Origin of the sequence: Halovulum marinum, from assembly GCF_009697225.1 — a bacterium.
GTDB classification, from domain to species: domain Bacteria; phylum Pseudomonadota; class Alphaproteobacteria; order Rhodobacterales; family Rhodobacteraceae; genus Halovulum; species Halovulum marinum.
Window position 1 is genome coordinate 471,856 of the sequence record NZ_WIND01000002.1, and the last position, 13,435, is coordinate 485,290.

The window sequence follows — 13,435 nt, forward strand, 5'->3', positions numbered from 1 at the left end:
GCAAGGAGTGTCACGATGCGCGACACGCAGCCGCCGCAGGGGGGCAGCCCGGCCGTTGCCAAACGGCGGCTGAAGGTTCTGGTGACCGCGGAGGAAGCCTATCCGGCGTTCGAACGCGCGGTGCTGGACGCGCGGCACGACCTGCGCATGGGATTCCGGATCTTCGATCCGGCCACCCGGTTGCGGTCTTCCGCCGGAAAGGCGGTCGGAACCGACTGGGCCGACCTGCTTGCCGATGCGCTGGCGCGCGGCGTGCGGATCGAGCTGCTGCTGGGCGATTTCGACCCGCTGATGGCGACCGAGCTGCACCGCTGCTGCTGGCGCACGATGCGCATGCTGGCCGGGGTGCGCGAGCTGGCCGGTCCGGACGCCGCACCGCTGGTGGTGCGCCCGCTGCTGCATCCCGCCGCCGTCGCCACGCTGCCGCGGCTGGTGTTCTGGCCGCTGACCGCGATGATCCTGCGGCGCAGGTTCCGCGAACTGAACAAGCTGCCGCACGCCGAGCAGGCGCTGCGCCGCGCCGAGTCGCCCGGTCTGTGCGCGCTCGAGTCGCACCCGCCGTTCTGGCCGCTGCCGCTGTTCCCGGTGTCGCACCACCAGAAGATCGCCACGATCGACGACCGGCTGGTCTACATCGGCGGGCTCGACCTGGACGAGCGCCGCTGGGACAGCCGCGAGCACGACCAGCCGGCGCAGGACACCTGGCATGACGTCCAGCTGCTGCTCGAGGATGCGGCGCTGGCGCGCTCGGTGCGGGCGCATCTGGACAGCGTGCCGGCGGTCACCGCCGGGCGCGCCGCGCCGCCGCCGGCGCCGGGGCTGCTGCGCACGCTGTCGCGGCGGCGGCGGCACGGATCGCTGGCGCTGGCGCCGAAGACCGTGGTGCGCGACCTGGCGGTGGAGCATTACCGCCAGGTGCGCCGCGCCGAGCAGCTGATCTACCTCGAGACGCAGTTCTTCCGCGACCTCCGGCTGGCGCGGCGGCTGGCGGCGCGGGCCCGGTCCCAGCCGGGGCTGAAGCTGATCGTGGTGATCCCCGCCGCGCCCGAGGTGGTCGCCTTCACCCAGGCGCCGCCGCTGGACGGGCGGTTCGGCGATTTCCTGCAGACGCGCTGCCTGATGCGGCTGCGCCGCGCGTTCGGCGACCGGCTGCTGGTCGCCAGCCCGGTGCAGCCGCGCCGGAGCAACGGCGTCGACGCCGGGGCCGAGCGCGCCTCGCTGCGCGGCTCGCCGCTGGTCTACCTGCATTCCAAGGTGTCGATCTTCGACGACCGCGCGGCGATCGTGTCCTCGGCCAACCTGAACGGCCGCTCGCTGAGCTGGGACACGGAGACCGGCGTCTGCCTGTCCGACCCGGACGAGGTGGCGCAGGTGCGGGCGCGGGTGATGGGGGCCTGGCTGGACGACGAGCCGCCCCCCGAGGCGCTGGATCCGGCGACGGCGTTCGGCTACTGGCGCGGGCTGGCGCAGGCGAACGCGCGCTCGGCACCGGCGCGCCGCCGCGGCTTTCTGGTGCCCTATGACATCCGGGCCGCGCGCGCGACCGCGCTGCCGGTGCCGGGCGCCCCCGAGGAAATGGTCTGAGGAAATGGTCTGAGCGCGCCGGCGGCTCCGGCCGGTCGCAGCAACGCCTGCCGATGCCGCGGCGGGCGGATACAAGGCCGGCCGCATCGCTTGCAGACACGAAAAAGGGCGGACCCGGATGGGCCCGCCCCTTCTGCCGTCGGTGAAGGGAATGAATTACCCTTCGTACTCCGGCATGTTCTCCAGTTCCTCTTCGGTCATCGGAACGTAGATCCGGTACTCGATTTCGGCTTCGGCCTCGAGCGCGGCGTCACCGCCGGCCGCGGTGTCGGTCACCGCCGTCGGCGCTCCCTCGGTGCCGACCGCAGCGCCGGTGTCCATGGCCGTATCGGCTTCGGCTTCGGTCTCGAAGCGCAGGTCCTCGAACGCGACCGCGACCGGCTTCTCGCCCAGACCCAGGAAGCCGCCGACGTCGATGATGACCTCGGTCACCTGACCGTTGGCATCGAGGATCAGTTCGCCGATCTCGCCGACGCGTTCGTCATCCGACGAGTACACCGGCTTGCCGGTCAGCTCTTCGGTGTTGATGTCGGCAACATCGAGCATGCCCTCGGTCTCGGCCTCGAGCTCGGTCTCGGTCTCGGCCTGCATGGTCTCGGTCTCGGTTTCGAGCTCGGTCTCGCCCTCGGCCTGCATGGTCTCGGACTCGGCCTCGACCGCGGTCTCGGAGTCGCCTTCGGCCTGCAGGGTCTCGCCCTCGGCCGAGCCTTCGGTGGTCAGCGTCGTGCCGCCCTCGGCGGAGGTGTCGCCGGCCTGGACCTGCGTCTCGGCCTCGACCTCGGTCTCGGTGGTCGTGTCCTGGGCAAAGGCGGTACCCGCCATCAGCGCCATTGCGGTGATGGAGGCGAAAGTCTTGGTCATACGCATATCGTCTCTCCTTTCGAATCCGCCGGTAGCCGGCGTATCGTGACGGAGAAACGCAAAGACCGGGGCATCGGTTCCGGAACCGCCGCCGGCGTTCGCGAAAATCCGCCCATGCCGAAATTTTCCTTTGAATTCCGACCGCTTCAGCCGGAAATCGGCGGCGGTCGGGTCGGGTCGGGCCGGGACCGCGCGGCGGCTGCGGGCGCCGCCGGCGACAATGTCACCATCGCCAGCCCCGCCAGCAGCAGCGCCGCGCCCGCCAGCCGGGGCAGGGTCGCCGGCTCGCCCACCACCAGCGTCGCCAGCACCCAGGCGGTCAGCGGCTCGGCCAGCGCCAGCGTCACTGCGGTCGACGCCGCCAGCCGCCGCAGCCCCCAGGTGTAGAGCGCGTAGGCCAGCGCCGTCGCGCCGACGCCCAGGAACGCCAGCACCGGCCAGACCTCCGGCGCCGCCAGCCATGCGGTCGGCGCCAGCGCCAGCACCGGCAGCGTCGCCAGTGCGGCGACGCCGAACGTCGCCGCGGCCAGCGTCGCGGGCGGCGCGCGGTGGCCGATCCGGCTGGTGGCCAGCGAGTAGGCGGCATAGGCGGCGCCGGCCAGCGCCGCCAGCAGCGCGCCGCCCGCCAGCGCGTCGCCGGTGTCGCCGGTGGCGACCAGCAGCCCGGCGCCGGCGATCGACAGCGCCTGTCCCGCGGCGCGCCGGCCGCGCGGCAGGCGGCGGGTCGCGGCGACCTCCCAGGCGGTGACCCAGACCGGCGCGCTGCCGATGGCGATGGCGGTGCCGACGCCGACGCCGGCGCGCAGCACCGCCAGGAAGAACAGCAGGTTGTAGGCGCCGATCGCCAGCCCGGCGAACAGCACGCCGCCCGGCGGCAGGCCGCGGAAGGCGGCGCGGGTGGCGGGCGCGGACAGCGCCAGCGCCAGCAGCGCGAGCGCGCCGATTGCCAGCCGCAGCGCGCCCACCACCAGCGGCTGCCGGTCCGGCGGCAGCGCCGCCTGCAGCGTGCCGGTGGTGCCCCACAGCATCGCCGCCGCGATCACCGCGGCAATTCCCGCCAGTCGTGCGCCGTCCCGCATCTGCCCATCCCGCCCCGTGCCGGGGATGCATAGCGCCGCGCAAGGCCATTGCAAAGCGCTGCGGCCGGGGGTGACTTTGCGCGCCGAAGCCTCTAGGCCGGTGGGCGAGGCAGACAAGCATGCAAGGGGCGGAAACGGCCATGATCGAGGACGGAACAATCGCGGTGCTGTTCTGGGTGTTCGCGCTGGGCTCGGCGGCGCTGGATCACGCGGACGGGCTGTTCGAACGCGAGGCGGCGCAGCGCTTCGGCACGGTCAGCGTCGCTGCCGCGCAGATCGACGGCCGCGATGCCGGCACCGAGGGCCGCGTCAGCTGGTATCCGGGCGTCAGCTACGGCCCGCTGCGCCCGGTGATGGAGATCGGCGCCGGCACCGACGGCGGCGGCTATGCCGGCATCGGCTTCGCCGTGCAGAAGGAACTCGACCTGGGCCCGGTGCCGCTGTTCCTGGGCATGGAATTCGTGCCGGGGCTGTGGCTGGGCGACGCGGCGGACCGGCTGGGCGGGGCGTTCACCATCCGCTCGGGCGTCGAGGTCGGCGTGCGGCTGGGCGCGATGGACGGCGCCCGGCTGAGCGTGGTCATGGACCACCGCTCGAACGGAGAGCTGTATTCCGACAACGCCGGCCTGGAGACCGTGGGCCTGCGCCTGCACATGCCGTTCTAGCCGGCCGCGCAAGGCCCGCGCGCCGGATCGTGCCGCCAGCCGGAGCGTCCGGCCGGAACCCGGCCCGGAGTAGGGGGCGCGGCGCTCTGCGGCCCGATGCCGCGCGAGAGATATGGCGAAGCGGCGACGCCGCCGGCCTGCGCCCCTTGCAGCCGCCGGTCGCCGGCACTATTCCTTTGGACAAGCAAGCGACGCCACGACATTCCATGACCCGCCCGGGCGGGCCCCTGAGAGGCAGGACGACATGACCGATCCGCTTTCCGCTCTGACCAGCTACATCATCCCGACGGTGGACGAGACCACCGCCCGCGGCTCGATCCGCTACGACATCTTCTCGCGGCTGCTGAAGGAGCGCATCGTCTTCGTCTCGGGCCCGGTCCACGACGAGATGGCGACGGTGATCGTGGCGCAGCTGCTGTTCCTCGAGGCCGAGAACCCGAAGAAGGACATCGCGATGTACATCAACAGCCCGGGGGGGATCGTCACCTCGGGCCTGTCGATCTACGACACGATGCAGTACATCCGTCCGAAGATCTCGACCGTGTGCATCGGCCAGGCCGCGTCGATGGGCTCGCTGCTGCTGGCGGCGGGCAGCCCCGGCATGCGCTTCGCGCTGCCGAACGCGCGGATCATGATGCATCAGCCCTCGGGCGGGTATCAGGGCCAGGCCTCGGACATCATGATCCACGCCCGCGAGACCCAGGCGCTGAAGCGCCGGCTGAACGAGATCTACGTCCAGCACACCGGCCGCAATCTCGAAGAGGTCGAGGCGGCGCTGGACCGCGACAATTTCATGACCGTCGAACGCGCCAGGGAATGGGGCCTGATCGACGAGGTCGTCACCAACCGCGCCGGCACCGAAGGCTGAGCGCACGGGGACTGAGCGCGCCGGGGGCGACGATCGCCGATGGCCCGGCATTCCGCCCAGGCGCGGCCGCAAGGATCGCGCGCTATTCGAAGCGCGCGGGCCGGCCGGACCGGGGGCCGGATCGGAGGGCGGCTCGGAGGGCGGCTCGGGGGCTGACCGCAGGGCCGGGACTGCAGAGGGACGACCGCCCGCAACGGGCGCTGACGGAGGGTGTGGCGCAGGACACGGAATCGTGCGATCTGCCGTTGCAGCCAAGGCAATTTTGGCTCCGTCTCTTGTCAATTCCCGCCGGCCCATGCCTTAATGGCGGGCAGGCGGAACGTTGACTCGGGCTGAGCAGATGCCTCACCGGCCACCGGGCCACAGGGGCAGAGGAGGAAGCGAATGAGCAAATCAGGCAGCGGCGAGAGCAAGAACACGCTCTACTGTTCGTTCTGTGGCAAGAGCCAGCACGAGGTCCGCAAGCTGATCGCCGGCCCGACCGTGTTCATCTGCGATGAATGCGTCGAGCTGTGCATGGACATCATCCGCGAGGAAACCAAGTCCAGCCTGGTGAAATCCTCGGAAGGGGTGCCCACCCCGCAGGAGATCTGCGCGGTGCTGGACGATTACGTCATCGGCCAGGAAGTCGCCAAGCGCGTCCTGTCGGTGGCCGTGCACAACCATTACAAGCGGCTCAACCACGCCTCGAAGAACCCCGAGGTCGAGCTGTCGAAGTCGAACATCATGCTGATCGGCCCGACCGGCTGCGGCAAGACGCTGCTGGCGCAGACGCTGGCGCGGATCCTGGACGTGCCGTTCACCATGGCCGACGCCACCACCCTGACCGAGGCCGGCTATGTCGGCGAGGATGTCGAGAACATCATCCTCAAGCTGCTGCAGTCGGCGGAATACAATGTCGAGCGGGCGCAGCGCGGCATCGTCTACATCGACGAGGTCGACAAGATCTCCCGCAAGTCGGACAACCCGTCGATCACCCGCGACGTGTCGGGCGAGGGCGTCCAGCAGGCGCTGCTGAAGATCATGGAAGGCACCGTGGCCAGCGTCCCGCCGCAGGGCGGGCGCAAGCATCCGCAGCAGGAGTTCCTGCAGGTCGACACCACCAACATCCTGTTCATCTGCGGCGGCGCCTTCGCCGGGCTGGACAAGATCATCAGCCAGCGCAACAAGGGCTCGGCGATGGGCTTCGGCGCCGACGTCAAGGACGAGGAGCAGCGCCGCGTCGGCGAGGTGTTCCAGGACCTGGAGCCCGAGGACCTGCTGAAATTCGGCCTGATCCCCGAGTTCGTCGGCCGGCTGCCGGTGATCGCCACGCTGAACGACCTGGACGAGGACGCGCTGGTCACCATCCTGACCAAGCCGAAGAACGCCCTGGTCAAGCAGTACCAGCGCCTGTTCGAGATGGAGGACGTGCAGCTGTCCTTCACCGAGGAGGCGCTGACCGCGATCGCCCGCCGCGCCATCGAGCGCAAGACCGGTGCGCGCGGCCTGCGCTCGATCCTCGAGGAGGTCCTGCTCGACACCATGTTCGAGATCCCGGCGATGCAGGGGGTCGAGGAGGTGGTCGTCAACGAGGACGCGATCGAGCGCGACGGCGAGCCGCTGCTGATCTACGCCGACAAGAAGCAGGAGCCGGCCAGCGCAGGCTGACCGGACCCGACTCGGCAAGGGGCCGCCGGAGGTTCCGGCGGCCTTTTTCGTCCGGAGGCACGCGCCCATGGCCCGCCGCACGATTTCCTCCGGCTCCCGCTTCGAGGCCGAGATCGGCTATTCCCGCGCGGTGGTGTGCGACGGCTGGGTGTTCGTGTCGGGAACGACCGGGATGGACTACGCCACGATGACCCTTGCCGACGCCCCCGAGGCGCAGGCGCGGCAGGCGCTGCACAACATCACCGCGGCCCTGGCCGAGGCCGGGGCGACGCTCGACGACGTGGTGCGGGTCGCCTATGTGCTGCCGGACCGGGCCGATTTCGCCGCCTGCTGGCCCGCCCTGCGCGCCGCCTTCGCCGCCGCGCGGCCGGCCGCCACGATGATCCAGGCCGGGCTGATCGACCCGGCGATGAAGATCGAGATCGAGGTTACCGCGCGGCTTCGCGCCTAGGCTCTGGACCTCGGCCCCCGGCCTCAATAGAAGGGGTGGGAGTTCAACGAGAGGCACGCGATGAGCCTGCTGGCACAGATATTCACCTGGTGGAACGGCCAGACCATCGGCACCCGCATCTTCACCTCGCGCCACGGCACGAAGGTGGGCGCGGACGACCAGGGCAACGTGTTTTATCACAGCGCCGACGGCAAGCGACGCTGGGTGATCTACAACGGCGAGGCCGAGGCGAGCCGGGTCAGCCCGGAGTGGCACGGCTGGCTGCATCACACCTATCAGGCGCCGCCGACCGAGGCGCCGCTGCCGCGCAAGTCCTGGGAAAAGCCGCATGTGCCGAACGTGACCGGCACCCCCGCCGCCTACCACCCGCCGGGCAGCCTGTACACCGCGGGCCGGGCGCCGGGGCCGGACTACGAAGCCTGGACACCGGAGTAGCGGCATGGCGAATTCGGTGACCGAGACGCTGCTGGGCGCGGTGGTCCTGCTGACGGCGGCAGGCTTCGCCGTCTACGGCAACCAGACCGTCGGCCTGGGCGCCGGCGGCGACGGCCGCTACCAGCTGCACGCCAGTTTCAATTCGGTCGAGGGCATCGCCACCGGCACCGACGTGCGCATGGCCGGGGTCAAGATCGGCAGCGTCAGCCGGCTGGGGCTGAACCCGCAGACCTACCAGGCCGAGGTCGGGCTGGCGATCCGCGACGACATCAAGCTGCCGGAGGATTCCGACGTCAAGATCGCCTCGGAAGGTCTGCTGGGCGGGAATTTCGTCGAGATCACCCCCGGCGGATCGGACCTGATGCTGGCCGACGGCGACGAGATCCTGCTGACGCAGAGCGCGATCAGTTTCCTGAACCTGCTGATGAAATTCGTCACCGGCGACAAAGAGGAAGGGTGATGGCGGTGCCTTGCCCGATGCGCGCGGCGCTGGCCGCGCTGGCGCTGTGCGGTGCGGCGCTGACCGCCGCCGCGCAGGACGTGGACCTGAACGATCCCGGCATCCTGACGCTGCCGCTGGACCAGCTGCCGCGCGGGCCGAACGATCCCGCGCCGCAGCCCGACGCGCAGCCGCAGCCCGCCGAGGAACAGCCCGACGCGCAGCCGCAGCCCGCCGAGGAACAGCCCGAACCGCGCCCGCTGGACGATCCCTTCGCCGACGAGCCGCGCGCGCGCCTGCCCGATCCCGCGCCTGCCGGCGCACAGGCGCCGCCGGGCGAGATGCTGGAGGCGCCGAAGGCGCGGCTGCGCGGCCTGGACAAGCTGAGCAACACGGTCAACGACTTCGAGATTCGCGTCGGCGAGACGCTGGCCTTCAAGCGGCTGGTCGTTACGCTGGCGGCCTGCCGCTACCCCCGCGGCGATATCACCGAGGAGGCCTATGCCTTCCTGAAGATCCGCGACCGCCGCGAGGAGGAGGACCGGTTTTCGGGATGGATGCTGGCGTCAAGCCCGGCGCTGTCGGCGCTGGACCATCCGCGCTACGACGTCTGGGTGCTGAGCTGCAACACCGACTGAGGCGGCTCTGACAGCGGCAGCCGCCAGAAGTCGGCGGGGCGGCGCAGCGCCTTCTCCAATTCCTGGTGGTAGTGCGCGCGCGGGATCTCGACCGCGCCCATGCGTTCGAGATGCTCGGTCACGAACTGGGTGTCGAGCAGGCTGAAGCCGCCCGCGCGCAGCCGTGCGACCAGATAGACCAGCGCCAGCTTCGACGCGTCGGGGCGCTGCGAGAACATGCTTTCGCCGAAGAACGCCCCGCCCAGCGCCACGCCGTAAAGGCCGCCGGCCAGCGTCCCGTCCTCCCACAGCTCGACCGAGTGCGCGTAGCCCATGCGGAACAGCTCGTGATAGAGTTCCTCGATCTGCGCGTTGATCCAGGTCTCCTGCCGGCTGGCGCAGGCGTCGACCACGTCCATGAAGCGGGTGTTGACCCGGACCTCGAAGCCGCCGCGCCGGATCTTGCGGCGCAGCGAGCGCGAGACGTGCAGCCCGTCGAGCGGCAGCACCCCGCGCAGCTTGGGATCGACCCAGAAGATCTCGTCCGACAGCGCGCCCTCGGCCATCGGAAAGATGCCCGAGGCATAGGCCTCGAGCAGCAGGCGCGCGCTGATCGGTGGAAAGTGAGGGTCGTCCCGCACGCTGCTTGTCCGCCCCCTCGCGCCGTTTCGGTCCCGGTTCCGGGCCCGGTGTCAGTCCTTCCGCGCCAGGAACTTCTCCAGCCAGTGGATGGTGTAGTCCCCGGTCTGGATGTCGGCCTGGTCCAGCAGATCGTAGAACAGCGGCGTGGTCGTTTCAATGCCGTCCACGATCAGCTCTCCCAGCGCGCGGCGCAGCCGCGCCAGCGCCTGCGGCCGGTCGTTGGCATGCACGATCAGCTTGCCGATCAGGCTGTCGTAATAGGGCGGGATCGAGTAGCCCTGATAGAGCGCGCTGTCCATCCGCACCCCCAGGCCCCCGGGCGCGTGATAGGCGGCGATGCGGCCGGGGCTGGGCCGGAACTCGGGCAGTTTCTCGGCGTTGATCCGCACCTCGATGGCATGGCCGACGGGGGTCAGATCGTCCTGGTGCAGGGTCATCGGCTCGCCGGCGGCGACGCGGATCTGCTCCTGCACCAGATCGACGCGATAGACCGCCTCGGTCACCGGGTGCTCGACCTGCAGGCGGGTGTTCATCTCGATGAAGTAGAACTCGCCGTCCTCGTAGAGGAACTCGATGGTGCCGGCGCCGGAATAGCCCATCTCGCCCACCGCGTCGGCGCAGACCTTGCCGATCCGGGCGCGGGTTTCGGCGTCGATGGCGGGCGAGGGCGATTCCTCGAACACCTTCTGGTGGCGGCGCTGAAGCGAACAGTCCCGCTCGCCCAGGTGCACCGCGCGGCCCTTGCCGTCGCCGAACACCTGGATCTCGATGTGGCGCGGCTTCTGCAGGTATTTCTCGATGTAGACCTGGTCGTTGCCGAAGGCGGCCTTGGCCTCGGAGCGGGCACCCTGGAAGGCGTGGTCCAGTTCGGACCTGGAGCGCGCCAGCTTCATGCCGCGCCCGCCGCCGCCCGCGGTGGCCTTGATGATCACCGGATAGCCCATCTCGTCGGCCAGGCGCCGCGCCTCGGCCAGGTCGGGCACGCCGCCTTCCGAGCCGGGCACGCAGGGCACGCCCAGGGCGCGCATGGTCTCCTTGGCGGTGATCTTGTCGCCCATCATCCGGATGTGCTCGGACGAGGGGCCGATGAAGGTGATGTTGTGATCCTCGAGCACCTGCACGAAGGCGGCGTTCTCGGACAGAAAGCCGTAGCCGGGATGGATCGCCTCGGCGCCCGAGACCTCGCAGGCCGAGACGATCGAGGGCACCGAAAGATAGCTGTCTGTGCCCGGCGGCGGGCCGATGCAGACGCTTTCGTCGGCCATGCGCACGTGCATCGCGTCCGAGTCGGCGGTGGAATGCACCGCGACCGTCGCGATGCCCATTTCCTGGCAGGCGCGGATCACGCGGAGCGCGATCTCGCCGCGGTTGGCGATCAGGATCTTCTTGAACACGTAACGCCCCTCACTCGAGGATCAGGAGCGGCGCGCCGAACTCGACCGGCGAGCCGTCCTCGATCAGGATGCGCTTCACCGTGCCGGCGCGCGGCGCCGGGATCTGGTTCATCGTCTTCATCGCCTCGATGATCAGCACGGTCTGACCTTCCGAGACCTTGTCGCCGACGCTGACGAACGCCGGCGCGCCCGGCTCGGGCTGCAGGTAGGCGGTGCCGACCATCGGCGAGGTCACCGCGCCGGGGTGCTGCGCCGGATCCTCCGGGGCCTCAGCGACGGCGGAGGCGGCCGCCGGGGCAGGGGCCGCGGCGGCGTGATGCACCGGGGCCGGCGCCGGCTGCATCTGCGGCGCCGCCAGGGTGCCGCGGGCGACCCTGACATCCAGCGTGTCGTCCTCGCCGAAGCTGCGGCGGACCTCGACCTCGCTGAGGTCGTGCTCGCGCAGCAATGCGGCCAGCGCCGCGATGAATTTCACGTCGGAAGTGTGATCGCTCTTGCTCATCCGGTCCCCGGCTCTGCCTCGCATCGGTGCCGCGGCCCGTCCGGGCCACGCGGTGCATGCCTTATACGGGGAGAGCGTGCACAGGAAAAGTGCCGATCCCCTTCTGCCGCCTACATCTTGTCGCGCTGCGCGTCCACCATATCCTGCATCTGCGCCAGCGGAGGATAGCCGCGCACCAGCTCGTCGCCGATCGCGAAGGTCGGCGTGCCGCCGATCTGCAGCGCCGCGCCCAGCTCGCGGTTGGCCTGCAGGATGCGGGTGACCCGGTCGCTCTGCGCCAGCGCCGCCATCGCCTTGACATCGACGCCGGACGTCCGCGCCAGGCCCTCGACCACCTTCGCGTTCAGCGGGCCCTTGTGCTGCATCAGCCGGTCCGAGAACGCCTTGTAGAGCGCCTGGTCCTGTTCCAGCAGCACCGCCACCGCGGCGCGGGCGGCGATCTCGGAGGCCGGCCCGAGGATCGGGAATTCCTTCTGGATCAGGCGGATCTCGCCGTCGCGGGCCAGCAGTTCGCCGACCTCGGGATGGGCGCGCTTGCAGAAGCTGCACTGATAGTCGAGGAACTCGACGATAGTGACGTCGCCGTCGGGGTTGCCGCCGACCCGGGAATGGCCGTCGTCGAGGATCGCGTCGCGGTGCGCCTCCAGCGCCCGCGCCGCCTGCTGCGCCCGCGCCTCGGCCCGGCGCGATTCGAGCTCGGAGATCACCTCCATCAGCACTTCCGGGTTCTTCAGCAGATAGGTGCGGATCTCGCGGCCCAGCAGGGCGCGGTCCTCGTCGCTGAGATCGTCGAACGGGCCGGCCGCGACGGCTGAACCCATGCCCATGCCCAGCACCAGCAGCAGCGGAAACAGCAGTCTCATGAATTCGGTGTCCTTTCTCGGCTTTCGGTCGCGCCGCGCGGCGAGGGTGTCAATGACGGTCGGGCTCCGGCCGCCGTGGAACCGCCACCTGGCGGGGCGGCGTTCGGGGCCGCAGCAACCGGCGCGCTGGCCGGAAGCCGGGCCGGGGGCCTTGCCACGGTCTGCTGAAAATGGTGAGCCTCCGCTGGTGGACCGCAACAGCCAGAGGCGAAACCGATGCGAACTTCAAGCCGCGGCGAGGTCGATCCCTTCATCGTGATGGATGTCGCCGAGCGGGCGCGGATCGCCGAAGCGGCGGGGCGGCGCATCGTCCACATGGAAATCGGCCAGCCCGGCACCGCCGCGCCGGCGGCCGCGCGCGCCGCCGTGGCCCGCGCGCTGGACGCCGAGACGCTGGGCTACACCGTCGCCCTGGGCCTGCCGGCGCTGCGCGCGCGGATCGCGCGGCTGTACGGCGAATGGTACGGCATCGACCTGGATCCGGGCCGGGTGGTGGTCACCGCCGGCTCCTCGGCCGGGTTCCAGCTGGCGTTCCTGTCGCTGTTCGACGCCGGCCAGCGGGTCGGGATCGGCGATCCGGGCTATCCCAGCTACCGCAACATCCTCAAGGCGCTGTCGCTGCAGCCGGTGCGGATCGAAACCGGCGCCGACACCCGCTATCAGGTCGCGCCGGCGCATCTGCACGGCCTGGGGCTGGACGGGCTGCTGGTGGCCAGCCCGGCGAACCCGACCGGCACGGTGCTGGACCGGCCGCACCTGGCGGCGCTGATGGCCGCCTGCGCCGAGGCCGGGACCGCCTTCGTCTCGGACGAGATCTACCACGGGCTGACCTATGGCGGGCGCGCGACCACGGCGCTGGAGGTGGGCGACGACGTCTACGTGATCAACTCGTTCTCGAAGTTTTTCTCGATGACCGGCTGGCGGGTCGGCTGGATGGTGGTGCCCGCGGACCATGTGCGCCGGGTCGAGCGGCTGGCGCAGAACCTGTTCATCTGCGCGCCGCACGTGGCGCAGGTCGCCGCGCTGGCGGCGCTGGACGCGCAGGACGAGATGCGGGCGAACGTCGCCACCTACGCACGCAACCGGGCGCTGCTGCTCGATGCGCTGCCGCGCGCCGGGTTCGCGCGGATCGCGCCGCCCGACGGCGCGTTCTACCTGTACGCGGACGTGGCGCACCTGACCGACGACAGCCGCGCGCTGGCGGCCGAACTGCTGGAGCGGGCCGGGGTGGCGGTGACGCCGGGGCTGGATTTCGATCCGGTGCGCGGCCACCGCTGGCTGCGGTTCTCCTACGCCGGCGCGCATGCCGAGATGATCGAGGGGGCAGAGCGGCTGAAGGCCTGGTACCAGGCGCGCGGCGCGTCCTGAGGGGCGGGCGGCGCGAT

At 70.7% G+C, this 13,435-nt stretch carries 15 protein-coding genes; 9 read left to right on the plus strand and 6 right to left on the minus strand.

Annotated elements, in window-relative coordinates; all coding sequences use genetic code 11:
* The first annotated feature begins 15 nt into the window (after positions 1-15).
* Positions 16-1,584 (plus strand): phospholipase D family protein, encoded by a 1,569-nt coding sequence (locus GE300_RS05365; RefSeq protein WP_154445507.1) that lies wholly within the window; start codon positions 16-18, stop codon positions 1,582-1,584.
* Between the two features lie 156 nt (positions 1,585-1,740).
* Here the strand turns inward: GE300_RS05365 and GE300_RS05370 are convergent, their stop codons facing one another.
* Positions 1,741-2,451, minus strand: a complete 711-nt coding sequence (locus tag GE300_RS05370) for a PRC-barrel domain-containing protein (RefSeq protein ID WP_154445508.1) — start codon at positions 2,449-2,451, stop codon at positions 1,741-1,743.
* Between the two features lie 140 nt (positions 2,452-2,591).
* The gene (locus GE300_RS05375; RefSeq protein ID WP_154445509.1) at positions 2,592-3,524 is read right to left on the minus strand and encodes a DMT family transporter; all 933 of its coding nucleotides are present in this window, start codon (positions 3,522-3,524) and stop codon (positions 2,592-2,594) included.
* Positions 3,525-3,664: 140 nt separating this feature from the next.
* Here GE300_RS05375 and GE300_RS05380 point away from each other — a divergent pair, with 140 nt between their 5' ends.
* The 7 genes from GE300_RS05380 to GE300_RS05410 all read left to right on the plus strand — a co-directional run bounded on the left by GE300_RS05380 (position 3,665) and on the right by GE300_RS05410 (position 8,670).
* Positions 3,665-4,189, plus strand: coding sequence for an acyloxyacyl hydrolase (locus tag GE300_RS05380; protein WP_233416771.1), 525 nt, complete (start codon positions 3,665-3,667; stop codon positions 4,187-4,189).
* Positions 4,190-4,433: 244 nt separating this feature from the next.
* Positions 4,434-5,057 (plus strand): ATP-dependent Clp protease proteolytic subunit, encoded by a 624-nt coding sequence (locus GE300_RS05385; protein ID WP_154445511.1) that lies wholly within the window; start codon positions 4,434-4,436, stop codon positions 5,055-5,057.
* Between the two features lie 384 nt (positions 5,058-5,441).
* Positions 5,442-6,707, plus strand: a complete 1,266-nt coding sequence (gene clpX / locus GE300_RS05390) for an ATP-dependent Clp protease ATP-binding subunit ClpX (RefSeq protein WP_154445512.1) — start codon at positions 5,442-5,444, stop codon at positions 6,705-6,707.
* A gap of 67 nt (positions 6,708-6,774) precedes the next feature.
* A complete protein-coding gene (locus GE300_RS05395) occupies positions 6,775-7,158 on the plus strand; it encodes a RidA family protein (RefSeq protein ID WP_154445513.1) in 384 nt (127 codons plus the stop codon).
* A 60-nt stretch (positions 7,159-7,218) separates the two neighbouring features.
* Positions 7,219-7,593 (plus strand): NADH:ubiquinone oxidoreductase subunit NDUFA12, encoded by a 375-nt coding sequence (locus GE300_RS05400; protein WP_154445514.1) that lies wholly within the window; start codon positions 7,219-7,221, stop codon positions 7,591-7,593.
* Between the two features lie 4 nt (positions 7,594-7,597).
* Positions 7,598-8,053 carry an outer membrane lipid asymmetry maintenance protein MlaD gene (gene mlaD, locus GE300_RS05405; RefSeq protein WP_154445515.1) on the plus strand — a complete coding sequence of 152 codons (456 nt, stop codon included), beginning with the start codon at positions 7,598-7,600 and terminating at the stop codon, positions 8,051-8,053.
* Positions 8,053-8,670, plus strand: coding sequence for a DUF2155 domain-containing protein (locus GE300_RS05410; protein WP_233416772.1), 618 nt, complete (start codon positions 8,053-8,055; stop codon positions 8,668-8,670). Before mlaD ends, GE300_RS05410 begins: the two co-directional genes overlap by 1 nt.
* Here the strand turns inward: GE300_RS05410 and aat are convergent.
* From aat to GE300_RS05430, 4 genes are all read right to left on the minus strand, one after another.
* Positions 8,634-9,290 (minus strand): leucyl/phenylalanyl-tRNA--protein transferase, encoded by a 657-nt coding sequence (aat, locus tag GE300_RS05415; RefSeq protein ID WP_325063114.1) that lies wholly within the window; start codon positions 9,288-9,290, stop codon positions 8,634-8,636. The genes GE300_RS05410 and aat overlap by 37 nt on opposite strands.
* Positions 9,291-9,341: 51 nt before the next feature.
* Positions 9,342-10,685: an acetyl-CoA carboxylase biotin carboxylase subunit gene (gene accC / locus GE300_RS05420; protein ID WP_325063115.1), complete on the minus strand. Its 1,344-nt coding sequence runs from the start codon at positions 10,683-10,685 to the stop codon at positions 9,342-9,344.
* Positions 10,686-10,695: 10 nt separating this feature from the next.
* Entirely contained in the window at positions 10,696-11,187 is a 492-nt protein-coding gene (gene accB, locus GE300_RS05425) for an acetyl-CoA carboxylase biotin carboxyl carrier protein (protein ID WP_154445516.1), read from the minus strand.
* Between the two features lie 110 nt (positions 11,188-11,297).
* A complete protein-coding gene (locus GE300_RS05430; protein ID WP_154445517.1) occupies positions 11,298-12,050 on the minus strand; it encodes a DsbA family protein in 753 nt (250 codons plus the stop codon).
* A 216-nt stretch (positions 12,051-12,266) separates the two neighbouring features.
* Here GE300_RS05430 and GE300_RS05435 point away from each other — a divergent pair, with 216 nt between their 5' ends.
* The gene (locus GE300_RS05435) at positions 12,267-13,418 is read left to right on the plus strand and encodes an aminotransferase class I/II-fold pyridoxal phosphate-dependent enzyme (protein ID WP_154445518.1); all 1,152 of its coding nucleotides are present in this window, start codon (positions 12,267-12,269) and stop codon (positions 13,416-13,418) included.
* The last annotated feature ends 17 nt before the right edge of the window (positions 13,419-13,435 follow it).

Bases quoted from the DNA above. Each gene is read 5' to 3' on its own strand.
- GE300_RS05365 (WP_154445507.1), top strand. From the start codon at position 16: ATGCGCGACACGCAGCCGCCGCAGGGGGGCAGCCCGGCCGTTGCCAAA.
- GE300_RS05370 (WP_154445508.1), bottom strand. From the start codon at position 2,451: ATGCGTATGACCAAGACTTTCGCCTCCATCACCGCAATGGCGCTGATG.
- GE300_RS05375 (WP_154445509.1), bottom strand. From the start codon at position 3,524: ATGCGGGACGGCGCACGACTGGCGGGAATTGCCGCGGTGATCGCGGCG.
- GE300_RS05380 (WP_233416771.1), top strand. From the start codon at position 3,665: ATGATCGAGGACGGAACAATCGCGGTGCTGTTCTGGGTGTTCGCGCTG.
- GE300_RS05385 (WP_154445511.1), top strand. From the start codon at position 4,434: ATGACCGATCCGCTTTCCGCTCTGACCAGCTACATCATCCCGACGGTG.
- clpX (WP_154445512.1), top strand. From the start codon at position 5,442: ATGAGCAAATCAGGCAGCGGCGAGAGCAAGAACACGCTCTACTGTTCG.
- GE300_RS05395 (WP_154445513.1), top strand. From the start codon at position 6,775: ATGGCCCGCCGCACGATTTCCTCCGGCTCCCGCTTCGAGGCCGAGATC.
- GE300_RS05400 (WP_154445514.1), top strand. From the start codon at position 7,219: ATGAGCCTGCTGGCACAGATATTCACCTGGTGGAACGGCCAGACCATC.
- mlaD (WP_154445515.1), top strand. From the start codon at position 7,598: ATGGCGAATTCGGTGACCGAGACGCTGCTGGGCGCGGTGGTCCTGCTG.
- GE300_RS05410 (WP_233416772.1), top strand. From the start codon at position 8,053: ATGGCGGTGCCTTGCCCGATGCGCGCGGCGCTGGCCGCGCTGGCGCTG.
- accB (WP_154445516.1), bottom strand. From the start codon at position 11,187: ATGAGCAAGAGCGATCACACTTCCGACGTGAAATTCATCGCGGCGCTG.
- GE300_RS05430 (WP_154445517.1), bottom strand. From the start codon at position 12,050: ATGAGACTGCTGTTTCCGCTGCTGCTGGTGCTGGGCATGGGCATGGGT.
- GE300_RS05435 (WP_154445518.1), top strand. From the start codon at position 12,267: ATGCGAACTTCAAGCCGCGGCGAGGTCGATCCCTTCATCGTGATGGAT.